At 38.0% G+C, this 24154-nt stretch carries 19 protein-coding genes; 15 read left to right on the forward strand and 4 right to left on the reverse strand.

The window, feature by feature from the left end:
* Positions 1 to 473: 473 nt before the first annotated feature.
* A complete protein-coding gene (locus IGJ76_RS03300; RefSeq protein ID WP_430596724.1) occupies positions 474 to 2828 on the reverse strand; it encodes a transglycosylase domain-containing protein in 2355 nt (784 codons plus the stop codon).
* Positions 2829 to 3063: 235 nt separating this feature from the next.
* On the opposite strand from IGJ76_RS03300, the gene IGJ76_RS03305 reads away from it, so the two are divergent.
* Entirely contained in the window at positions 3064 to 3957 is an 894-nt protein-coding gene (locus IGJ76_RS03305) for a deoxyribonuclease IV (RefSeq protein ID WP_067483845.1), read from the forward strand.
* A 415-nt stretch (positions 3958 to 4372) separates the two neighbouring features.
* Here the strand turns inward: IGJ76_RS03305 and IGJ76_RS03310 are convergent, their stop codons facing one another.
* Positions 4373 to 5950 carry an Nramp family divalent metal transporter gene (locus tag IGJ76_RS03310; RefSeq protein WP_373270168.1) on the reverse strand — a complete coding sequence of 526 codons (1578 nt, stop codon included), beginning with the start codon at positions 5948 to 5950 and terminating at the stop codon, positions 4373 to 4375.
* Between the two features lie 265 nt (positions 5951 to 6215).
* Between IGJ76_RS03310 and IGJ76_RS03315 the strand changes: the two genes are divergently transcribed.
* The 3 genes from IGJ76_RS03315 (at position 6216) to IGJ76_RS03325 (ending at position 10099) form a co-directional block, all read left to right on the forward strand.
* Positions 6216 to 6440, forward strand: a complete 225-nt coding sequence (locus IGJ76_RS03315; protein WP_071868695.1) for a YneF family protein — start codon at positions 6216 to 6218, stop codon at positions 6438 to 6440.
* A 129-nt stretch (positions 6441 to 6569) separates the two neighbouring features.
* On the forward strand, positions 6570 to 8321 hold the full coding sequence (locus tag IGJ76_RS03320; protein WP_067483849.1) for an ABC transporter ATP-binding protein: 1752 nt from the start codon (positions 6570 to 6572) through the stop codon (positions 8319 to 8321).
* Complete coding sequence (locus IGJ76_RS03325; RefSeq protein WP_067483851.1) at positions 8321 to 10099, forward strand: ABC transporter ATP-binding protein; 1779 nt, start codon at positions 8321 to 8323, stop codon at positions 10097 to 10099. The genes IGJ76_RS03320 and IGJ76_RS03325 overlap by 1 nt, the downstream gene beginning before the upstream one ends.
* Positions 10100 to 10199: 100 nt before the next feature.
* Here IGJ76_RS03325 and IGJ76_RS03330 read toward each other — a convergent pair whose 3' ends face one another.
* A complete protein-coding gene (locus IGJ76_RS03330) occupies positions 10200 to 11117 on the reverse strand; it encodes a MurR/RpiR family transcriptional regulator (RefSeq protein ID WP_067483853.1) in 918 nt (305 codons plus the stop codon).
* 245 nt (positions 11118 to 11362) lie between these two features.
* Here IGJ76_RS03330 and IGJ76_RS03335 point away from each other — a divergent pair, with 245 nt between their 5' ends.
* The 6 genes from IGJ76_RS03335 (at position 11363) to IGJ76_RS03360 (ending at position 18430) form a co-directional block, all read left to right on the forward strand.
* A complete protein-coding gene (locus tag IGJ76_RS03335) occupies positions 11363 to 12751 on the forward strand; it encodes a 6-phospho-beta-glucosidase (RefSeq protein WP_067483855.1) in 1389 nt (462 codons plus the stop codon).
* Positions 12752 to 12762: 11 nt separating this feature from the next.
* On the forward strand, positions 12763 to 13590 hold the full coding sequence (locus IGJ76_RS03340) for a Cof-type HAD-IIB family hydrolase (RefSeq protein WP_067483857.1): 828 nt from the start codon (positions 12763 to 12765) through the stop codon (positions 13588 to 13590).
* A 55-nt stretch (positions 13591 to 13645) separates the two neighbouring features.
* Complete coding sequence (locus tag IGJ76_RS03345; RefSeq protein ID WP_067483859.1) at positions 13646 to 15079, forward strand: 6-phospho-beta-glucosidase; 1434 nt, start codon at positions 13646 to 13648, stop codon at positions 15077 to 15079.
* 138 nt (positions 15080 to 15217) lie between these two features.
* Positions 15218 to 16150 carry a thioredoxin-disulfide reductase gene (trxB, locus tag IGJ76_RS03350; protein WP_067483861.1) on the forward strand — a complete coding sequence of 311 codons (933 nt, stop codon included), beginning with the start codon at positions 15218 to 15220 and terminating at the stop codon, positions 16148 to 16150.
* 186 nt (positions 16151 to 16336) lie between these two features.
* On the forward strand, positions 16337 to 18064 hold the full coding sequence (locus tag IGJ76_RS03355; RefSeq protein ID WP_067483863.1) for a phospho-sugar mutase: 1728 nt from the start codon (positions 16337 to 16339) through the stop codon (positions 18062 to 18064).
* 123 nt (positions 18065 to 18187) lie between these two features.
* On the forward strand, positions 18188 to 18430 hold the full coding sequence (locus IGJ76_RS03360; RefSeq protein WP_370629926.1) for an ArsR/SmtB family transcription factor: 243 nt from the start codon (positions 18188 to 18190) through the stop codon (positions 18428 to 18430).
* Between the two features lie 146 nt (positions 18431 to 18576).
* Here the strand turns inward: IGJ76_RS03360 and IGJ76_RS03365 are convergent, their stop codons facing one another.
* A complete protein-coding gene (locus tag IGJ76_RS03365) occupies positions 18577 to 19437 on the reverse strand; it encodes a pyruvate, water dikinase regulatory protein (RefSeq protein ID WP_067483867.1) in 861 nt (286 codons plus the stop codon).
* Positions 19438 to 19527: 90 nt separating this feature from the next.
* Here IGJ76_RS03365 and IGJ76_RS03370 point away from each other — a divergent pair, with 90 nt between their 5' ends.
* The 5 genes from IGJ76_RS03370 to IGJ76_RS03390 all read left to right on the forward strand — a co-directional run bounded on the left by IGJ76_RS03370 (position 19528) and on the right by IGJ76_RS03390 (position 24128).
* Positions 19528 to 19956 (forward strand): Fur family transcriptional regulator, encoded by a 429-nt coding sequence (locus IGJ76_RS03370; RefSeq protein ID WP_067483869.1) that lies wholly within the window; start codon positions 19528 to 19530, stop codon positions 19954 to 19956.
* A 162-nt stretch (positions 19957 to 20118) separates the two neighbouring features.
* Positions 20119 to 20295, forward strand: coding sequence for a 30S ribosomal protein S21 (gene rpsU / locus IGJ76_RS03375; protein ID WP_002356740.1), 177 nt, complete (start codon positions 20119 to 20121; stop codon positions 20293 to 20295).
* A 26-nt stretch (positions 20296 to 20321) separates the two neighbouring features.
* Positions 20322 to 20768, forward strand: coding sequence for a GatB/YqeY domain-containing protein (locus IGJ76_RS03380; RefSeq protein WP_067483871.1), 447 nt, complete (start codon positions 20322 to 20324; stop codon positions 20766 to 20768).
* Positions 20769 to 20931: 163 nt separating this feature from the next.
* The gene (locus tag IGJ76_RS03385; protein ID WP_430596725.1) at positions 20932 to 21903 is read left to right on the forward strand and encodes a PhoH family protein; all 972 of its coding nucleotides are present in this window, start codon (positions 20932 to 20934) and stop codon (positions 21901 to 21903) included.
* 23 nt (positions 21904 to 21926) lie between these two features.
* Positions 21927 to 24128, forward strand: a complete 2202-nt coding sequence (locus tag IGJ76_RS03390) for an HD family phosphohydrolase (RefSeq protein WP_067483875.1) — start codon at positions 21927 to 21929, stop codon at positions 24126 to 24128.
* Positions 24129 to 24154: the final 26 nt, after the last annotated feature.

Raw genomic sequence — 24154 nt, forward strand, 5'->3', positions numbered from 1 at the left:
CATATTTTGAAGTGAATGCAAGCTATATGGAGGAGTTGTTTTGGGAACACCGTGGATAAGGTTGTGGCGCCAAGCGTTTAGCTTCAAGCAATAAGAAGGCTTTTCTAAAAATAGTTCCCCATATTTTTAAGAAAAGAGAACTTATTGCCGAAGAAGTTGCTTTGGGAACACCGTGGATAAGGTTGTGGCGCTAAGCGTTTAGCTTCAAGTAATAAGAAGGCTTTTCTAAAAACAGTTCCCCATATTTTTAAGAAAAGAGAACTTATTGCCGAAGAAGTTGCTTTGGGAACACCGTGGATAAAGCTTGTAGCACAAAACACTGCACTCAAAAGATAGCGAACAAGCACTCAAAAAATAGTAAACAAACATAAAAAACACCCACTTTTGAGAGCACAGTAGTTAGGAATTAAAAATAAGGACCAAAAGAAAATAGAACCAAAAGAAAAGCCACAGCATATGCCGTGGCTTTTCTTTTAGTCATTGTTGTTTCGTGCATTTTTTGTCTTGGAAGTTGTACGTGCATAAGTAGAAGCTGTCTTCCAATAATCAGTATAATTGTCATCTGTTCCACCAATACCGAATTTAAAGGTACTCTTTTCTGGTTCATTTTTTGCCCAAAGAGATTCAACCGTATTACTTGGTGTTTGAATCGAACGCTTATTGACTGTGACTTTTCCAGGAAGTTGACCAGTAAAGGAAGCCACTTTTTCTTTTTTCACATCAGAGGAAAGTTCGAATTTTTCTTGTGTTGCAAAAACAGTTGGATTGGTCTGATAGACACGGTTAATTAAATAGGATAAATAGTTTGCGGAACGTTTTCCAGCCTGATTATCCATTGGCGTGTTATCATCGTGTCCCGACCAACTACTAATTGTAATTGATGGCGTTGAAACAATTAACCAAGAATCACGATATTCATTGGTCGAACCAGTTTTCCCAACCCAATCAGCATTTCCTAATGTACCATCTAAATTCGTAATCACTTCTTTAAATGGTGTAGTGATTTTTTGATCTAATACACTACGCATTAAGTTATTCATAATTGAAGCGGCTGCTTCTGAATAGACGCGAACAGGTTTTTCTTCATGTTGGTAAATAACGTTACCTTCGTTATCTGTAATCGAGTCGATTAGGTAACCTTCTTGGTAAACTCCATTATTAGCTAATGTTTGAAACCCATTTGTTTGCTGAAGGGTAGTCACTTCTACAGTTCCTAGTGGTGCAGATTCAACACCCCAATTATCATTTTTTGGATAATTCATTTTGGCTAAATAGTTATCATAAGCAGCTTGCTTTGAGCCACCTGAATCAAGTACATCTTGATATAAATGATAGGCAGGTATGTTATTTGACCAATCTAAAGATTCCCGAATCGTTTGGAAAGTGTTGAGATGTTGATTTGTCGCATTCACGATCTCTTCACCAGAGTTTGCGCCTTCTTTCCAAGTTGTGGTGTAGTTGGAAATTCGTGATTCGGAACCAACTAAGCCCATATCAATCGCGGGTCCATAAACCAATACTGGCTTGATTGACGAACCGGCTTGGCGCATCATATCAAAGGCATGATTATTTTGACTTTGCGCGTAATCACGACTGCCAACGAAGCCATAAATCCGACCCGTTCGATTGTCCATCAATACATTCCCAGTTTCGACACGAGTACCAGAAACGTCATCTAATAAATAACCGTAATTTGCAACGGCATCTTGCATAGCTGCATAAATATCTTTATCAATGGTTGAATGAACTGTATATCCTTTGTTTTGAATCGTTTGTTGCGCTTTTTGATAGTAAGCATCATACGTTTTGCTGTCGGCAAGATCCGCATTGTCTTTTTCGGCTAGTTGCTTCGTTACGATTTCAGTTGCGTTGTTCATAACAGTGTAGTAGAGAAAACCCCGATCATTTTGTTCAGCAATTTGCTGCGGTAAGAAATCTTTGGTCAAATCGTAAGCTTTCGCCGCTTCGTATTCATCTTTCGTAATTTTCTTTTCACGATACATACTAAACAAAACAAAATCTTTTCGGTCAAGTCCGTCTGAAACGTCTTCTTTCAAAGCACCAGTATTAGTGTAAGGGCTATAAGTAATTGGGCTTTGTGGCAGTCCAGCAATAAAGGCAGCCTGTGGTAAAGAAACATCTTTTGCATCTACCCCAAAAATCCCTTTCGATGCTTCTTGTACACCGGCGATGTTTTGTCCTTTGTTATTTCGGCCAAAAGGAGAGACATTCAAATAAGTTGAAATAATCTCGTCTTTAGAAAAATATTTCTCGACTTGTGCCGAAAGTAAAATTTCATTGGCTTTTCTTTTAAATGTTGTTTCGTCAGTTAAAATTTGTTGCTTAACTAATTGTTGTGTCAACGTTGATCCACCAGAAGAACCAATTCCAGTAGCTTCAGAAACTAAGGCACGTAAGACTGCTTTAGGTACAAAGCCGTCATGTTCATCAAAATACTCATCTTCTGTACTAATAATCGCTGTTTTTAATAAGGGAGAAATCTTGTCTGAAGCGACGGTTGTTCGCATCAAATCTGTTTGAATGGTTGAAATCTCACTGTTATCTGAATAGACAAGTTTGGATGTTTCTGTGATATTGCCTAAGTCAGCTTGCAATTCTTCTTTTGTTGGTGTCTGGGTGTCTTCAACAAGGTAAGCAAAATAACCAGCTCCAATCCCGAGACCAAGTGCACCAGCTAGTAATAAAAGTACGACAATCACGACTGCTAACGACTGAAAAACTCTAAAAATAATTTTAGGAATGAACCATCTTTCAGTGTTGGCGTGTTTCTTCCTTTTTTTAATATCTTTTTGTGGCAAAAGAGTCACCTCAACTATTGAATTATTTCGCTAATTATAGCAAAAAAACGGGCAAAAAAACAGACTACGCATTTTTTAGGTTAAAATTACCAGTTTTAATTGAAAATAAGCAATCATTTTGAAGAATTTCTCCAACAAACAATCCTTAAACTTTTCTTTATGTACAGTTTCGGTTAAGATGAAAAAAGGGCTCAAAAGGGATCGATCATCTGGAGCAAACGACTGAAATTAGGAGGAAAAATACATGTTACTAGGCTCACATGTTAGTATGAGTGGGAAAAAAATGCTTTTAGGCGCAGCTGAAGAAGCAGCAAGTTATGGCGCTTCAACTTTTATGATCTATACAGGTGCACCACAGAATACGAGAAGAAAAGCAATCGACGAAATGAATATTCCTGCAGGAAAAGAGTTTATGGCTGAAAACGGTCTTTCAAATATTGTGGTTCATGCACCGTATATCATTAATTTAGGAAATACGATAAAGCCGGAAATGTTTCCTTTTGCAATCCAATTTTTAAGAGAAGAAATCGAACGTGCTGAAGCATTAGGTGCGACTCAAATCACTTTACATCCAGGCGCACATGTTGGTGCTGGCCCTGAAGCCGGAATTGCGCGCATTGTCGAAGGATTGAATGAAGTATTGACGAAAGACCAAACTGCTCAGATTGCTTTAGAAACGATGGCAGGTAAAGGAACAGAGATTGGTCGCACATTTGAAGAGCTTGCAAAAATTATGGATGGGGTTACTTTGAATGAAAAATTATCTGTCACTTTCGATACTTGTCACACAAATGATGCAGGATACGATGTGAAAAATGATTTTGATGGTGTAATGACTGAATTTGATCGAGTAATCGGGCTGGATCGCTTAAAAGTGTTGCACATCAATGATTCTAAAAATCCACAGGGCTCACATAAAGATCGTCATGCAAATATTGGTTTTGGAACGATTGGCTTTGATGCGTTGAACACAATTGTTCACGATTCTCGCTTTGAACATGTATCAAAAATTTTAGAAACACCTTACGTTGGAAAAGATAAAAAGAAAGCTTATGCACCGTATGGTAAAGAAATCACAATGTTCAAAGAACAAAGATTTGAACCAACTCTCTTTCCAGAACTACTTGAAGAAGTATAAACTCAATTGTAAAATTATAAAATAGATAGTATGAAACAAAAAGAATCCGCAAAATCAAACGATTTTTGCGGATTCTTTTTTGTGATTTAAATGAAGCATTGTGACAAATTTCAAGATGTTGAAATTTGGTCGTACCTAAATGTTTTGTACAGTAACGCTTTGTGCTACAACCTCATTTACGGTGTTCCCCAAGCAACTCCTCGAAATAGCTTGCACTCACTTCAAAATGTGAAGAACTATTTGAGTGACTGCTCGCTATCTTGTCGGAGCTGAACGCTTGGCGCCACAACCTCATTTACGGTGTTCCTAAAGCAGCTTCTTCGGCAATAAGCCCACCTTTCATAAAAATATGCGAAACTATTTTTAGAAAAGTTTCCTTATTGCTTGAAGCTGAACGCTTTATACCACAGCCTTATTATCCTTCTTCTTGCATAACTTCTTTTAGATATTGTTCATGTTTCTTGTTTCCTTGATACAATTCAATGATGGTCCAAGCTAGCAATAACAGGACTGCCACAATAATTGCATAGGCAATATTGTCAGCCAACGAGATTTCTGAAATCGTTGCTTGGCTACCAAAGAAACTTTCGATTTGTCCGGGTAATCCTCGTAAATTGAGATAAGTCAGACTAATGACAGAAAACCAACCTAAAATTTTGATTACGAATGAATTTTTGAATTGTTTTCCCATTTCTACTTGACTATTAGTCATCATCAATAAAGGAATCATTGAGAATGGTAAAGCAAAAGCCAAGAAGACTTGTGATTCATTCATCAGATTATTTAATGCTTCATGTTCAGCAATGGCACTTTTTCCGCTAGTTAACATGACACAGATCAGAACAGGAATAACTGAAAGTAAACGAGTTACTAAACGACGCAACCAAACTGGAATACGCATATGGATAAAACCTTCCATAATAACTTGTCCAGTCAAAGTACCCGTAATCGTTGAGTTTTGACCAGAAGCAAGTAGGGCAACCGCAAATAAAGTAGAAAGTATTCCTGATTTTGCAACTTCACCCAAAATCCCATTACTCATCGTGGCCGGATTTGATAAGGCTTCATAAAGGCCAAAGAAAGAGGGATCTTCTACAGTTCCAGTTTTGAAAACAGCAACACCCATAATCAATAGAAGAGCGTTAACAAGAAAGGCCATGGATAATTGAATGTTAGAATCCCAAGTAGTAAAACGCACTGCACGAGCTACATCTGCGTTGTCATCATGGTTGATTTTTCTTGTTTGTGAAACAGCTGAATGGAGATATAAATTGTGTGGCATCACTGTTGCTCCAATGATACCTAAAGCACCAGTCAATGGTGTCTGTCCACCAATTGCAGGACTGTCAGCAAAAGTGTGACTGTTTGGAATGAAGCCTGCAAATAAAGCTTTCCAATCGGGATCAGACAAAGCAACTTGATAAACGAAAACGAATAAAATCACGAAAATCAAGCAAACAACAATTGCCTCAATTTTTCGAAAACCAACTTTCGTTAACAATAAAAGTAAGAAGACATCAAAAACAGTAATGAAAACAGCAACGACTAATGGAATCCCAAAGAGAAGATACAGAGCAATTGCTGCACCAATGACTTCAGCAATATCAGTTGCCATGATAGCTAATTCTGTCAGTACCCAGAGGATAATACCTAATGTTTTACTGGTACGAGCTCGAATGGCTTGTGCTAAGTCCATTTGGCTAACAATACCTAATTTGGCTGCCATGTATTGAAGAAGCATGGCAATCAAACTTGACATTAAAATGACTGACATGAGTAAATATTGAAAATTTTGTCCACCTGTAATAGAAGTTGACCAGTTACCTGGATCCATATAGCCAACAGCTACTAAAGCGCCAGGACCTGAATAAGCAAGTAAAGTTTTGAAAAAGCCTTTTCCCTTCGGCACTTCAACTGTACCATTGACTTCGGCCAAGGATAAGCCGTTTGTATGTTCAATTAAACGGTGTTTATGTTGGTTTGAATTTTCCACAATCAAACCACCTTTCTGTTTTGATTTTACGACTACATTTTACACCTAATTAAATAAAATTCAAGAAAAAAATTCGGTTAGCCTAAAATTAATAATAAGGCGCACCTTCTTAGGGGAGGATGGGAAAAATCCGAAAGAAAATGGGTGTACAAGGAATTTTTATCCAATTTTTTACGTATTATTCAGAAAACAGCTTTTCTTTTTATAAAATCTTTAGTAAAATGTTTTATTGAGAGCAATTCGGAAAAGGAAAGGAGAGATTTACATGGTATCAACAGGTATTGTCGTACTTATCGCTGTAATCGCGTTACTAATCGGCGCAATAGGTGGATTCTTTTTTGCGCGCAAATATATGCAAGACTATTTAGAAAAAAATCCTCCCGTTAATGAGGACATGTTACGATCAATGATGATGTCAATGGGGCAAAAACCATCTGAAAAGAAAATTCGTCAGATGATGCAGCAAATGAAGAACCAAGGCAAAAAATAGGTTCTCCTTCCAAAATGACACACGTTAAGCGGGCTGATTTTTTTCAGCCTGCTTTTTTTGATTGCAGTTGTTAGAAAATTCAGATAATTAAAACTGGATGCTCTTGAGAAAAAACAAAGGAGGCATAAAATGTCGATTTTTAGAAAACTTGGTTGGTTTTTTAAACAAGAAAAAAAGCATTATTTCGTAGGCGTATTCTCGTTGATGATTGTTGCACTTGTCCAACTAGTTCCACCAAAAGTCATCGGACTAATCATTGATGAAATCGCAGATAAAAAAATTTCATTGTCGACGATTGCCTTTTGGATTGCCATCTTATTAGTGGCAGCCGTTCTTCAATATCTTTTTCGTTACATTTGGCGTATGAACATTTGGGGAAGTGCCGCACGACTTGAGAAAGAGTTGCGTCAACGTTTATTCAAGCACTTTACTAAAATGGATACCCTCTTTTATCAAAAATATCGAACGGGTGACCTGATGGCACACGCAACAAATGATTTAAATGCAATCCAAAATGTGGCTGGTGCAGGAATTTTGACTTTTGCAGATTCAGTAATCACTGGAGGTGCGACAATCATTGCGATGATTTTATTTGTTGATTGGCGACTGACGCTGATTGCACTGATTCCGTTACCGTTGTTGGCTGTAACGTCGCGTGTATTGGGTACCAAGCTTCATGATGGATTTCGTGAAGCACAAGAAGCCTTTTCATCGATTAATGATAAAACACAAGAAAGTATCACGGGGATCAAAGTAATCAAAACGTTTGGTCAAGAACAAGAAGATTTGGTGGATTTTGAAACAAAGATTGCAGAGGCAATTGAAAAAAATAAACGAGTGAATTTTTTAGATGCCTTGTTTGATCCATTTATTACACTGATTATTGGTATTTCTTATGTTTTGACGATTATTCTTGGAGGAAAATATGTTTTAGAAGGAACGATTACAATTGGCCAGTTGGTTTCTTTCATTAGTTATATTGGGATGCTGGTGTGGCCAATGTTTGCGATTGGACGTTTATTCAATGTGTTGGAAAGAGGAAATGCTTCTTACGATCGTGTAAACGAGCTACTACATGAGAAAACGCATATTGTTGAGCAAATAGGCGCCATTCAAACACCAGCCAAAGGTGAGTTGACTGTTGCAATTGATTCATTCAGTTATCCTGAAGAACAAGGACCTGCATTAGAAAAAATTGATTTTACAGTTCATGAAGGGGACACTTTGGGGATTGTAGGAAAAACAGGTGCTGGGAAAACAACGATTCTTAAACTTTTGATGCGTGAGTACGACCAATATCAAGGAAAATTGATGATTGGTGGAAAGGATATCAAAGAGTACTCTTTGGATGCTTTATTGCAATCAATTGGCTATGTTCCACAGGATCATTTCTTATTCTCCATGACGATTCGTGAAAATATTCGTTTTTCTAATCCAGCATTGCCAGAAGATGCAGTAGAAAAAGCTGCAACTATGGCATTTATTAATAATGAAATCAAAGAGTTACCAAAAGGGTATGACACATTGGTTGGTGAACGTGGCGTGTCCTTGTCAGGAGGACAGAAGCAACGAATTTCCATTGCACGAGCATTAATTCAAAATCCAGAGTTGTTGATTTTAGATGATGCGTTATCGGCTGTCGATGCTAAAACAGAAGAAGCGATTCTTCAAAATTTAAAGTCGAATCGTAAAGAAAAAACGACAATCATTGCTGCCCATCGCTTAAGCAGTGTGATGCATGCCAAAGAAATCTTAGTTATCGATCAAGGAAAGATTGTAGAACGTGGAACACACGAGGAGCTATTAACGTTAGGTGGCTGGTATCAACAAATGTGGGACAAGCAACAACTAGAAGCAAAAATTGAGGGAGGTGAGGCGTAATGGACGAAAATTATCAATCGGAATGGACCAAATCCATTCCTTTAAAAGAACAGAAACAGATTATCAAGCGATTGCTGGTTTTTGCCAAACCATTTAAGCAAACATTCATTGTGGCTATCTTATTTGCGTTAGGTTTATCTGTTATTAATGTCATTTTGCCAAGGATCATCCAGTCGTTTATGGATAACCATTTAGCAAATCAATCAGCGACAACCCAAGTCATCTTGTTTTTTGCGGGGTTGTATTTATTCGGAGTTATTGTCAAAAGTATTATCTGGTTTTTCCAGTGGTATTTATATTCAATGGCTTCATTAAAGACCTTCCAGCATATTCGGGTAAAACTATTTGAAAAGCTTCATACATTAGGTATGCGCTATTTTGACCAGACACCAGCAGGTTCAATCGTGTCGCGTGTCACGAATGATACAGAAACATTATTTGAATTCTGGTATGTATTCTTGATGGTTCTGACGGGAATCTTTGCAGTGATTTCTTCATTAGTTGCAATGATTCAGATCAATGTGAAAATTACACTTTGGACATTAATCTTTTTACCAATTTTAGGTGTAGTTATTTGGTATTATCAAAAATTCAGTTCTCGGATTTATCGGAACATGCGTGAAAAACTGAGTCAGTTGAATACCAAGTTAAATGAATCAATTTCTGGAATGAAAATCATTCAGCAATTTCGGCAAGAAGCTCGTTTGGCCAATGAGTTTGAAGAAGTAAATGATGATTATTTGGCGACTCGCTATGCGATGATCAAAACGAATTCAATTTTGTTGAGTCCAATCATCAATTTTTTATATGCGTTAGCGATTGCGCTTGTCTTAACTTTATTTGGGATCGATGCCCTACACTCTCCAGTGGAAGTGGGATTGATTTATGCGTTTACGACATATGTTCAAGGTTTCTTTAATCCAATGTCACAAATGATGGACTTTTTAAGTGTCTTTACCGATGGAATCGTTGCTGGAAGTCGAATCTTAAAAATTATGGATACGACAGAATATGCGCCACAACAAGAGGAACATGCCAGCGGTGAAATTATCAATGGCAAAATCGAATTTAGAAATGTTAGTTTCTCTTATGATGGAAAAAACAATGTTTTAAATAATATTTCGTTTGTTGCAAATCCTGGTGAAACAGTGGCTTTAGTTGGACATACCGGTAGTGGGAAAAGCTCAATCATCAATGTTTTGATGCGCTTTTATGAATTTTATGAAGGTGAAATTTTGATTGATGATCGTGACATCCGATCTTATCCAATCAATGAACTTCGAGAAAAAATGGGGTTGGTTCTCCAAGACGCATTTTTATTCTACGGCGACATTGCTGGGAATATCCGAATGTTTAACGACAAGATCACAGATGAACAAATTCGCGAAGCGGCTGAGTTTGTCCAAGCGAATCGATTTATTGATGACTTGCCGCAAGGGTATCATTCGAAAGTGATTGAACGAGGCGCGAGTTACTCCAGCGGGCAACGCCAGTTGATTACTTTTGCACGGACGATTGTGACAGATCCTAAAATTCTTGTGTTGGATGAGGCGACAGCAAACATTGACACGGAAACAGAGGGTTTGATTCAAGAAGGTTTGGCTAAAATGAGGCAAGGACGAACAACAATCGCTATTGCTCACCGACTGTCGACCATTCGTGATGCAGAACTTATTTTAGTTTTAGATAAGGGAAAAATTGTTGAACGGGGAAATCATGAAGAACTGTTACAAATTGGCGGTTTATATGCAGATATGTATCAACTACAAAGCAGTTAACCAATAGTAAAAATAAAGCAAGCAATGAAGAAGGCCTAAACAGGTCCATTCATTACTTGCTTTTTTTATTGCAAAAAAGAAACATTTTTTGCGTAAAGGATCAATTGGGTAAAAAGGAATCCTTCACTTGAAAGTTTTCCCCGTGGTTCTCTTGCATGATCGCAGAGCTGATTGGACGTTTATCAACTTTTTGTCCAACAGCGATCAGATGGTTCAAGTTTTGTTGATAATTTTCAGCAAAGACACAGCCATAAAGTACATCTAGCAAATAGCAGATTGACGTATTGATTGTAAAATTCCCGATTTTTGAATAGAGTCGTTCCCGAGTTGTCAAACGTAGGACAACGGTACTTAAAGTGGAAAGACTGCACTCGCCGATGCTGGTCAAAGCTAAAATTGGCACATTTTTTTCGCGTAAAATGTGCGCGGTTTTTAAAATCATCTGATTCTCACCAGTATAAGAAATCAGTAAAGCACATGTGTCTTCATCACAGTTATACGCTTCATAAGATGATTCACCAAATGTGGTAACAATATGAACATCCATTTTGATACGTTTCATTTTTAAAATGAAGTCTTGGGAGATTAATGTATTGGCATTGCTGGCAAAAATGACGATTTTTTTTGCTTTGAGTAGTAACTGTTTTGCTTGTTGTAAGTCATCATGATGAATCAATGAAAGCGTATCTTGAATCGTTGTTTGTTCCAAAGAAGCTAATTTGTTTGCGATTGTCATGATTCCTTCCTCACCTGTAAAAGGCAGATTGGCATCAACTTCTTGAAAGTTTCTTTCTAAATATTCAGCTTCAGCTAAAAAAGTATCACGTAATTCAAGCCAGCCATTGAATTCCAGTTTTTTTGCCACGCGAATCAAAGTTGAAGGATGAACGAAAGATTGATTCGCAATTTCTTGAATCGTCAGTTGCGCAACTTGTTGCGTGTTCTCAAAGAGGAAGTGAACAACTTGTGTTTCGGCAGGTGAAAAAGTAGTTTGTTTGATTTTTTCTCGTAAAAGCATCGAACGCCTCCTTTTTACATGAATTATATCTTTTTTGTGAATGGATTGTAAACGTTTTTAAATTATTCTATAGAGAAATCAGTAAAGTTTAAGAAATATTAAGCGCTAGACAAAGTGGTATTTACAAAATAAACCAAAAAAACCTCGATTTTTGTAAATGATTCTGCAAAATCAAGGAGGTGTCTTGAGAATTTCTTTTACAAAAATGATAATGAAGATGTAAACAAAATTGAAGGAGTGAGCACATGACAAAAGGAATCAAGATTGCGACGATTGGCGGCGGCAGTAGTTACACCCCTGAATTAATGGAAGGCTTTATCAAACGCTATGAAGAATTACCAATACGTGAAATTTGGTTGGTTGATGTTGAAGCGGGGAAAGAAAAACTAGAAATTGTTAGTAAAATGGCCCAACGGATGTGGGATGCAACCCCTTATGATGTGAAAATCTATGCGACACTTGACCGTGAAGAAGCGTTAAAAGATGCCGATTTTGTAACAACTCAATTTCGAGTGGGTCAACTAGATGCACGTGTGAAGGATGAACGAATTCCTGCTTATTATGGCATGATTGGTCAAGAAACAAATGGCGCTGGTGGGATGTTTAAAGCTTTTCGTACCGTTCCTGTGATTTTGTCTGTGGTTGAAGACATGAAACGTTTATGTCCGAATGCATGGCTCATCAATTTTGCGAATCCAAGTGGTATGGTAACGGAAGCAGTTGTTCGTTATGGAAAATGGGATCGGGTCATTGGCTTATGTAATGTGCCTGTTATGGCGATGATGACTGAACCAGAAATGCTGGGTGAAAAGAAAGAAGATTTGATTTATAAATTTGCAGGTTTAAATCATTTCCACTGGCATAAAGTTGCAGATAAAACGGGGAAAGACATCACAGACCGCCTGATTGACCGACTTTATGATGAAGATAATGGTTTGCCAAAAAACATTTTCGATATTCCATTTTTCAAAGAACAATTAAAACAAATGCAAATGGTTCCTTGTGGCTATCACCGTTATTATTATCGCGAAGAAGAAATGCTAGCTCATGCACTGGAAGAATATCGGACAATCGGTACTCGTGCCCAACAAGTGAAAGAAACAGAGGCAGAGTTATTTGAGCTTTACAAAGATCCAAAACTTGACCATAAACCTGAGCAGTTACAAAAACGCGGAGGCGCTTATTATTCAGATGCGGCTTGTGAAACGATTGCCTCAATTTATGGAAACAAAGAGACTCAAATTGTCGTTTCCACGAAAAATGAAGGCGCTGTTCCTGATCTGCCAGCAGATTGTGTCGTAGAAGTAACTGCTTATGTTGGTGCTCAAGGTGCGCGAAATGTTGCCTTTGGTTCATTAGCGCCAGCTGAAAGAGGTTGGTTACAAGTAATGAAAAATATGGAATTGCTAACCATTGAAGCTGCCGTAACTGGCGACTATGGAACGGCATTGCAAGCATTTACAATCAATCCGTTGGTGCGTTCAGGAGAAACAGCGAAACGAATCATGGATGAACTGTTTATTGCACATCAAGAGTATTTACCACAATTTAGTGAAACAATTGAACGATTAAAACAAGAAGGCATTGAGGTACAAGATGAAGTAGCTCGTGAATTAGACGCAGTGAAAGTTTGAGGGGAATCGTCATGACGAAAAAAATCGTCTTTTTAGATGTAGATGGAACGCTAGTGAATTACGAAAATGATTTGCCTGAGTCAGCCATCAAAGCTATTCAAGAGACACGAAGAAAAGGAAATTTAGTTTTTACCGTAACGGGTCGCAGTAAAGCCGAGATGTATCAAGATATATTGGATATTGGCTTTGACGGGTATATTGGCGGTAATGGGAGCTATATTGAGTTTGAAGACAAAGTGCTAAAAGAAGCGACCTTGACCTTGGAAGACACAACTAAAATTGTTGATTGGCTAAAGCAAAAGGGCCTGGAATTTTATTTGGAAGCGAATAGCGGACTGTACGCTAGTGCCTTTTTTGAAGACCGTGGTGAAAAGACGATTCAAGAGTATTCACAACGAAAAGGGAAAGGACAGGCGACTGTTCGAGAAGTTTTTCCAGAGATGCTCTTTGGCGCAGACCTATACCGAGAAGATGTGAATAAAATCAGTTTTATCTTGGATAGCTATGAAGACTATTTAGAGGCAGTAGCAACCTTCCCAGAATATAAGCTTGGTACTTGGGGCGGCGCTGGTGAAACAGCTTTGTTTGGTGATATTGCACTAAGTGGTATCAACAAAGCAGTAGCAGTAGATGAACTATTAACTCATTTGCATATTGCTATAGAGAATAGTTTCGCATTTGGTGATGCGAAAGTTGATATTCCGATGCTAGAGCATTGCGGCACTGGGATAGCGATGGGGAATGGTGGCCCAGAAATCAAAGAAATGGCTGATTACATTACGGAATCTGTTGATAATGATGGCATTTGGTTAGCATTCAAGCATTTTGAACTGATCTGAGAACAAGAAGACAAGATGATGAATGGAATAGTTGAAAAGAAAAGGGGAAAGACAAATGGGTTTTAGAAAAGATTTTTTATGGGGTGGCGCAACAGCTGCCAATCAATGTGAGGGTGGCTACGATGAAGGTGGACGTGGCCTAGCTAATGTGGATGTGGTACCAATTGGTGAAGATCGTTTTCCAGTTATTACAGGTCAAAAATCAATGCTTGAATTTGACGAAGAACATTTTTATCCAGCAAAAGTAGCAATTGATATGTATCATCGTTATAAAGAAGATATTGCCTTATTTGCAGAAATGGGCTTTAAAACATATCGTTTATCAATTGCTTGGAGTCGGATTTTTCCAATGGGTGACGAAAAGGAGCCAAATGAAGAAGGACTAAAATTTTACGAAGATGTGTTTAAAGAATGTCAAAAGCATGGTATAGAACCACTAGTGACAATCACTCACTTTGACTGCCCAATGCATTTGATTAAAGAATATGGTGCATGGCGTTCACGTGAAGTAGTTGGTTTCTATGAAAATCTATGCCGAGTTATTTTTAACCGTTATAAAGGGTTGGTTAAATATTGGCTAACTTTTAATGAAATCAATATGATTTTACATGCACCGTTTATGGGCGCAGGTCTTGTTTTTGAAGAAGGCGAAAATGTTGAACAAGTAAAATATCAAGCAGCACATCACGAATTAGTAGCAAGTGCAATTGCAACAAAAATTGCGCACGAAGTGGATCCAAATAACCAAGTAGGTTGTATGTTAGCCGCAGGTGCAAATTATCCATACACATGTAAGCCAGAGGATGTGTGGGCATCACGCCAAGCAGACCGCGAAAATTATTTCTTTATTGATGTTCAGTCACGTGGAGAATATCCTGCTTACGCATTAAAAGAAATGGCACGTGAAGGTATCGAATTAAAAATGGAACCTGGTGATTTGGACTTACTTAAAGAACACACGGTGGACTTCATTTCCTTCTCTTATTACTCTTCTCGTGTATCGACAACAGATCCTAAATTATTAGAACAAACTGCAGGAAATATTTTTGCTTCTGTTAAAAACCCTTATTTAGAAGCAAGCGAATGGGGTTGGCAAATTGATCCATTAGGGTTAAGAATTACAATGAATGATATCTATGATCGTTACCAAAAGCCACTTTTTATTGTTGAAAATGGCTTAGGTGCGGTAGATGAACCTGATGAAAATGGGTATGTTGTTGATGATTATCGCATTTCTTATTTAGCAGCTCATATCCAAGCAATGAAAGATGCTGTTGAGTTAGATGGAGTAGATTTATTGGGCTACACGACTTGGGGCTGTATCGATTTAGTATCAGCCGGAACAGGTGAAATGAAAAAACGCTATGGCTTTATCTATGTAGATCGAGATAACTATGGTGAAGGAACGTTAGCCCGTACGAAGAAAAAATCATTTGATTGGTATAAAAAAGTAATTGCCTCAAATGGTGAAGACTTAGCGAATGAATAATTAACTGAAAAGTCTATTGTTTTTGCGCCTTTTGTTCGAGTATAATGTACATATTCGAAAAGGTAAGCAGAACAATAGACTTTTTTTGATGTTGGCTGTAAAGTAAGCTTACTTGATTTTAAACGGAGGAATGTACATATGTATGATGTAATTGTCATTGGCGCAGGCCCTGCTGGAATGACAGCTGCCTTGTATGCTTCACGCTCAAATTTATCAGTTGTGATGATTGAGCAAGGCGCGCCTGGTGGTCAAATGAATAACACAGCAGAAATCGAAAATTATCCAGGATTTGAGTCAATTATGGGCCCTGATCTTGCGTATAAAATGTATGAAGGCGTCTCAAAATTTGGTACAGAAAATGCCTATGGGATCGTCCAAGATATCAGAGATCATGGTACGTACAAAGAAGTCATCTGTGAAGATAAAACGTATGAAGGAAAAACAGTCATCATTGCTACTGGCTGTGTCCACCGTAAACTTGGTGTTTCTGGTGAAGAAGAGTATGCAGGTCGCGGCGTTTCTTACTGTGCAGTGTGTGACGGTGCGTTTTTCCGTAATAAACGATTAGTTGTGATCGGTGGTGGAGATTCTGCAGTTGAAGAAGCGATTTACTTAACGCAATTTGCTTCTGAAGTTGTGATCGTTCATCGTCGTGATGAATTACGTGCGCAAAAAATTATCCAAGAGCGTGCCTTTGCCAATGAAAAAATTTCATTTGTTTGGGACACAGTTGTTGATGAAATCATTGGAAATGAAATGGTGGTAACAGGTGTTAAAGCACATAATGTGAAAACAGGGAATGAAGTAGCTTTAGCAGCTGACGGTGTCTTTATCTATGTTGGTCTTGATCCACTAACAGATCCGTTCAAACAAGCTGGCTTAACCAATGCCGCTGGTTGGATTCCAACTGATCAAGAAATGAAAACGAATATGCCAGGTGTTTTTGCTGTAGGGGATGTGCGTGAAAAAGATTTACGACAAATCACGACAGCAGTTGGTGATGGTGGGATTGCTGGGCAACAAGTGTTCAAGTATTTAGAAACTTTAGCAGAATCCACTACACAAGCATAAACTTATTATGTTAACAAAATAAAAAAGCTCAATCAAAAGTGTATCCTCATTTTTGGTTGGGCTTTGTTTTTATTTATCCATTGAAAATCCTAACTGATATCATTTTTTCTCGTTGTGACTTTCATCTAATCTTAGTGAATGCTATACTAAAACAGAATTCATATTTTAGAAAGAGGTGTTATTTTCATGTCTTGGGAACAAGTTTATGAACAATGGGCAAATGAAGTGAACCTAGAAGAAAATTTAAAACAGCAATTAACTGTATTGAGTCAGGATTCTAAACAATTAGAAGATGCTTTTTATGCGCCTTTAGGATTTGGTACAGCAGGAATGCGTGGTATTTTAGGCCCTGGTATTAATCGTATGAATATTTACACAGTCCGCCAAGCAACTGAAGGACTCGCTCGTTTTATGGATGCACAAGATCCTGAAACAAAACGTCGTGGTGTAGCAATCGCATATGACTCACGTCATCAATCACCGGAATTTGCAATGGAGGCTGCGAAGACCTTAGCCAAGCACGATATTCCATCTTTTGTTTTTGAAAGTTTACGACCAACACCAGAATTATCTTTTGCTGTTCGTCACTTGAATGCGTTTACTGGCATCATGATTACGGCTTCTCATAATCCTGCTGCTTATAATGGTTATAAAGTTTATGGTGAAGATGGTGGACAAATGCCACCAGCAGATGCCGATGCATTGACTAAATATGTACGTGAAGTTAGCAATCCGCTGAAAGTCGAAGTGATGTCAGATGAAGAAGTGGAACACAGTGGTCTGATTTCAATTATTGGCGAAGAAGTAGACAACGCCTATTTAGCAGAAATGAAGGCTGTAACGATTGACCACGAATTGATTGAAGAAATGGGTAAAGACTTAAAATTGGTTTATACACCTCTTCACGGAACCGGGAAAATGTTAGGCGAAAAAGCCTTAAAACAAGCTGGTTTTGAGCAATTTGTTTTGGTGCCTGAACAAGCCATTCCAGATCCTGATTTTACAACGGTTAAATCTCCGAATCCGGAAGAACATTCTGCTTTTGAATATGCAATCCGTCTAGGTGAAAAAGAAGGCGCTGATTTGTTGATTGCAACAGATCCAGATGCCGATCGTCTTGGTGCTGCCGTTCGTTTACCTGATGGTTCGTACGAAGTATTAACAGGAAACCAACTTGGCGCAATCATGATTCAATACATCTTAGAAGCACATCAAGCAAGAAAGACGATGCCAGCGAATCCAGCGGTGTTGAAATCGATCGTATCAAGTGAATTACCAACTGCAATTGCAAAAAACTATGGTGCAACGATGTTCAATGTGCTAACTGGGTTCAAATTTATTGCTGAAAAAATCCAACAGTTTGAAGAAGACCATTCACATACATTTATGTTTGGCTTTGAAGAAAGCTATGGCTATTTAGTTAAACCATTTGTACGTGATAAAGACGCAATCCAAGCATTAGTTCTATTGGCAGAGGTTGCTGCTTTTTACAAGAAACAAGGAAAAACATTGTATGATGGGTTACAATCAATTTTTGAAACGTATGGTTACTATGCAGAAAAAACGATTTCTGTTACCATGAGTGGTCAAGAAGGATCAGCTAAAATCGCAGCGTTAATGGAGAAATTCCGTCAAGAAGCACCAACTGAATTTGCAGGTGCCAAAGTATTGCAGACAGAAGACTTCAAGAAATTAACAAGAACAGATGCAGCTGGAAATGTTGAAGCATTAACAACACCACCTTCTGATGTCTTGAAATATATGTTAGAAGAACAAGGTTGGGTAGCAATTCGACCTTCTGGTACAGAACCAAAGATCAAATTCTACATTGGAGTTAAAGGAAACTCGCAAGACGATGCTGAAGCAAAAATTGCAGCTTATGAAGCAAGCATCCAAGCAATTACAAAAGACTAAGGAATTTGAGACTGACGGAAAAAGTGGTAAACTTTAGAAGTCAGTCTTTTTGGATAGTTGGAGGTGAAGCCTTTGTCAGAGGTTCAAGGAACAAAAATTGAAAAGATCAGTCAGCTATTTAAAATGTTAAGCGATCCAACACGTTTAAAAATTTTATTGTATCTAAAAAATGGTGAACAAAATGTGACAGCTATCAGCCAAGCGGTGGAAATGGAACAATCAGCTGTTTCGCATCAGCTGCGATTACTCCGAGAAAATAAAATCGTTCGTTCTCGCCGTGAAGGAAAAGCAATCTTATATGTGCTGGATGACTCCCATGTTTTAGATATCTTAGAGCAGACTGTCAAGCATGTGGAGCATGACTAAGTCAGAAAACAAAAAGTATTTGAAACAGTAATCCAGTCTAAGAAATAAAAGCCAAATGATTTTGCTCGAAAAAAGGTGAGCCCAAACCGTTATCGGATGTGGGCTCACCTTTTTCGTTGGTGCGAATTAAAATAAGAATCAGGGAATCAATCGGAAGTTTCAGAAGACTCTGTTCCATAATAGCTGTGGTCTTCTAATTCAAGTGCATTTAAAATCAGAGAAGCAGTTTCTTCAATAGAAAGCGAGGCGACATTGATTACTACACAGCCCAGTTTTTGATAAAGATCATTTGCGAAGTCTAATTCTGCACGAATCTTTTCAATATCAGAATAAGCAGTATCTGGATTTAACCCATAAGAGCGCATGCGTTCCTTACGAATGCTGTTTAAAATATCGGGATCATTGGTTAGACCGACAATTTTTTTAGGATCTACTTCCCACAATTGCTTTGGAATATGTGCTTGTGGAATCAAAGGTAAATTTGCAACCTTTAAATTTTTGTTGGCTAAAAATAGACTCAAAGGTGTTTTGGAAGTACGAGAAACGCCAAGCAAAACAACATCTGCTTCTAAAAATCCTCGAGGGTCTTTACCATCGTCATATTTCACTGCAAATTCCATTGCTTTGATGCGTTTGAAATAGTTTTCATTCAACAAATGAAGTGCGCCGGGTTGACGCGTTGGTTGAATCCCGGTTCGTCGTTCGATTTCGGCTACAGGTGGCGTCATGATATCAAAGCTGAACAATTCGTTTTCGTCACAAAATGTTCGAGCTGTGTCGATCAATTCTTGATTGATCAAGGTGTGGAGAACGATGGCTTGTTCTGTCAAGGCATCATTTAATGCATTGAGTAAAGTTTCTTTGTCAGTGACAAATGTTCGACGAAATAAATTGAATTCGACACTTGGATACTGAGCCATTGTTGCTTGTGCTAATTTGGTTGCTGTTTCACCAGCAGAATCAGAGATGACAAAAAAAGTAACTAATTCAGTTGAATCTGAAGCCATAAGAAAAACCTCACTTGCTTTTTTTTTTGCTTTATTATACCATACTCTGGAATGCGTACTTCGTAATCGTTTTGATTTGGAGGAAGAGGAATGAAAAAGCAAACATTAATTGAACAATCTTTGGAAACACTCAAAAATAACGGATTTAAATACACGAAAAAAAGAGAAGCTTTGTTGACTTACTTGGTAAAGCGTAATCGCTATGTCTCTGCTAAAGAAGTCTTTGACTATATGAACGAAACATTCAAAGGTGTAAGTTACGATACGATTTACCGCAACTTGCATGATTTTGCTGAACTTGATTTATTGGAAGAAACCGACTTGAATGGGGAAATGAAATTCCGCTTTCATTGTTGTCAGGGCGAAATCGGTCACCATCATCATTTTATCTGCACTGTATGTGGGAAGACGAAAGAAATCCATATGTGCCCAATGAACTATTTTGAAGAACAACTTGGTGGGTGCACGATTGAAGGTCACCGATTTGAAATCTTTGGGCGTTGTGAAGATTGTCAATGATTCGATAAAATAAAATAACAACTAATAAATCAAAAAAAAAGAAAGAATCCCTTGACGGTCAAAAGAGCATTAGCTATAATGTTTAAAGGACAGTTTGTTTTTTGGGATAATTATTTCAATAGCACTACGGTTACTTTTTAAGCTCGGAGGGAGGGAATTAACATGTCAAAAACAGTCGTTCGCAAAAACGAATCACTTGACGATGCTCTTCGTCGCTTCAAACGTTCCGTGTCAAAAGCGGGTACTTTACAAGAATCTCGTAAACGTGAATTCTACGAAAAACCAAGCGTGAAACGTAAGAAAAAATCTGAAGCAGCTAGAAAACGCAAAAAATTCTAGTTCTTTGATGAATTGGAGCTGGTAGTGTGTCACTACTAAGTAGATTGAACGATGACATGAAAGCAGCGATGAAGGCAAAAGAGAAAGAAACTTTGCAAGTCATTCGTATGATTAAGTCATCAATACAAAACGAGCAAATCAAAGTAGGCCACGACTTGACGGAAGATGAAGAATTAACAGTGTTGTCTCGTGAGATGAAACAACGTCGTGATTCTTTACATGAGTTTGAGCAGGCAGGACGCGATGATTTAGCTGATAAAGTAAAAGGCGAAATTGTAATTGTCGAAAAGTATATGCCAGAACAACTTTCTGATGATGAAATTCGACAACTTGTTCAAGACGCTATTGCACAAACTGGTGCTTCATCTGTTAAAGAATTTGGCAAAGTAATGGGAGCTATCATGCCTAAAGTCAAAGGAAAAGCAGACGGAAATCAAGTAAATGCAATCGTAAAAGAACTATTACAAGCTTAATTTTGTAATCTGAACCGCAGACAGAAATGTTTGCGGTTTTTTTCTGTTGTTTGAGTTTGAAGAAAAAAGGTGTGTCAACGCCCCGCTTTTTATTTGCTATATAGTTTTCTATGAGTGTGGTAAAATAGACAAGAAATGAAAGAGATAAAGGAGATGTCTATTTTTGACAGAAGAGTCCATTTCTTTAGAGATTAGATTAACAGCGGCTGACGATGCCAGCTTACTTTTTGGTGCGCACGATAAACACATCAAACTCATAGAAGATGCAACCGACACCGTTATCAACACGCGTGGTGAAACAATTCAACTAATTGGAACAAATGAACAAGTGAAATTGGCTAGTTCAGTTATCCGCACACTACAAGAACTGATCAAACGCGGAATCCATATCAGTACACCAGATGTGGTAGCGGCGATAAATATGGGGCGAAAAGGTACCTTAGATTACTTCATCGAGATGTATGAAGAAGAAATTGTGAAAGACAGAAATGGTAAACCTATCCGGGTAAAAAATAGTGGACAAAAGAAATACGTTGAGTCCGTCAAACATCATGACGTCGTTTTTGGTATTGGACCTGCTGGAACTGGAAAGACTTTCTTAGCGGTTATGTTAGCAATTGCCGCATTAAAAAAAGGCGAAGTCCAAAAGATTATTTTGACTCGACCAGCTGTTGAAGCAGGAGAGAATCTGGGCTTTTTACCCGGGGATCTGAAAGAAAAAGTTGATCCTTATCTACGTCCTGTTTATGATGCACTTTACCAAATCTTCGGGTTGGAACATACGAACCGTTTAATGGAACGAGGCGTAATTGAAATTGCACCTTTGGCGTACATGCGTGGTCGAACATTGGATGACGCATTTGTTATTTTAGATGAGGCACAAAATACGACTGTGGCTCAAATGAAGATGTTTTTGACTCGTCTTGGTTACCAATCGAAAATGATCGTCAATGGAGACACTAGTCAAATTGACTTGCCAAGAGGGACAATGAGTGGCTTAGTTCATGCTGAACGTACGTTGAAGCAAATCAAAAAAATTGATTTTGTTAATTTCGAAGCCAGCGATGTTGTTCGACATCCAGTAGTTGCTGAAATTATTCAAGCGTACGAAAAAGCCGATCTTCATCAAGAATAAGCTTTGCTTAGGAGGATAAGCACATGTTGAATAAAACAATCCAGCAACTGCAAGCAAAATTAGGAAAAGCGTTTTTGCCCTTGCTGTTAGCTGTGTTTTTTGTGATCGTTTGTGGGGTGACTTTTAGTAGTGTCAAACAAAAAGCAAACGATTTTAGAGAAGGACAAGTAGCTGAAGAAAGTATTCGTGCAACCAAAACGATTGAGAATACAGAAGAGACCGAGCAAAAGAGAAAATTGGCAGCCGAAGCAGTCACACCAGAGTACACCTATCAACAAGATTTAGCAGCTGATCAAAATGACCGAATCAAGCAACTGTTTGATTTGATTAACAAAACAAATGATACAATCGACAAGGCGTATGATGAGAAAGTCAAAAAGGCCAGTGACGATGCTAATATTCCTAAACCAACGATTGATGAAAGAATTGCAGCACTGAAGAAGAATTTTGAAACAGTGAACGTAGAAGATGTCGCGTTTTACCAAAAGTTACCTAGCAATTTTTATACACTCATTTTCGGTATGACAGAGGATGAATTGTCGACTGTTCGTGATGAAAGTCTGAAATTAATCGATGAACAAATGAGTAAGCAAGTAAGAGAAAGCGATGTTGACACATTTAAGCAAGAGGCACAGGATAAAATCCAATATCTCAATGTTACCTCTGCGCAACAACAAGTACTGAACTACTTGGTGGATCAAGGAATCGTAGTGAATGATGTTCTTAATGAGAAGAAGACCGAAGAACTGAAAGCTACTGCACGGGAAGCTGTTCAGCCTGTAATGATTTTCCAAGGAGAAATCATTGTACGCGAAGGAAATCAAATTGATGCAGCCGCAATGAAAAAATTAGAATTATTGGGACTAACCAATCAAACAACTTCGATTTTTCCGCTAGTTGCAATGATTTTAGCTGTGTTGCTTCAAATTGTTGTTTTGACTTACAATTCATTGCAATTTCAAGATTCAGATAAACGGACGGAATATGTGTTGTTTTATGTAACAGCAATGTCTTTAAGTATTATCATGATGAAATTTTTCCAATTATTCCAAACGGAACAAGCAACTTATATCCCGTTGTTTTACCCAGCGGCGTTTACCCCATTGGTCTTAAATTTCTTCCTTAATCGAAGAGCCGGGATTATGGCAGCACTTTTCCAAGCGGTAACAGCGTTATTTATCTATTATGGTTCTATTGGGACAAATACCTTAACCGTGTTATTAGTTTCGTATCTGTTTTCTGGTTTGATGGGGACAATCGTTCGTCGTCAACGAATTTCTGAACAAGGATTACCAGCGGTTTTATGGGTAATTATCTTCCCAACGTTGATGAATATCATCTTGATTGTTTATCAAGGTATGAGCTTTAGTGATGGAACAACTTGGTTGACTTTAGTTTGTGGTGTAACAGGTGCACTGTTATCTTTCTTATTAACGATGGGCTTGCATCCTTACATTGAATTAATGGTGACAGATGATAGTGTGATTGTCTTAAATGAACTAAGTAACCCAAATCATCCACTATTGAAACAACTATTAGAAGAAGCGCCGGGAACGTATCATCATAGTATGATGGTAGCTAATCTAAGTGCAAATGCAGTAGCAGAAATTGGTGGTCGCTCGCTATTAACCCGAGTGGCTTGTTACTATCATGATATTGGTAAAATTAAACATGCTAGTTTTTTTGTTGAAAACCTACCGTCTGGTGCTGAAAATCCACATAATTTCCTGTTGCCAGAAGATAGTAAACAAATTATTTTTGGTCATGTGACTGATGGTGCTAAAATTTTAGAAGAATATGGTATGCCTGAAATGGTCATTGACATTTGTAACCAACATCACGGAACGACATTGATGCGGTATTTTTACGTGAAAGCAAAGGAACGTAACCCTGAAATAACAGAGGAGCAGTTCCGCTATCCGGGGCCAAAACCACAAACAAGAGAAGCTGGGATTGTCAATATTGCCGATAGCTGTGAAGCAGCTGTACGTGCAATGGATCATCCAACAGGTGAAAAAATCGAACAATTTGTTCATAACTTGATTGCAGAACGCATTTCAGATGGTCAGCTAGACGAGACAGGTTTAACATTGAAAGAAATTCGCAAAGTTGAGAAATCATTGATTAGTGGATTAAGTAGTACGTTCCACTCGCGAATCAAGTATCCAAAAATGAAATCAGAAGCTGAAAAATTAAAAGAAGAGCAAGCACAAACACAAGAATAATCTAAAAAGTGAGTAAAGAAAGAAGC

The organism is Enterococcus sp. DIV0175, from assembly GCF_050529075.1.
Taxonomy (GTDB): domain Bacteria; phylum Bacillota; class Bacilli; order Lactobacillales; family Enterococcaceae; genus Enterococcus_B; species Enterococcus_B thailandicus.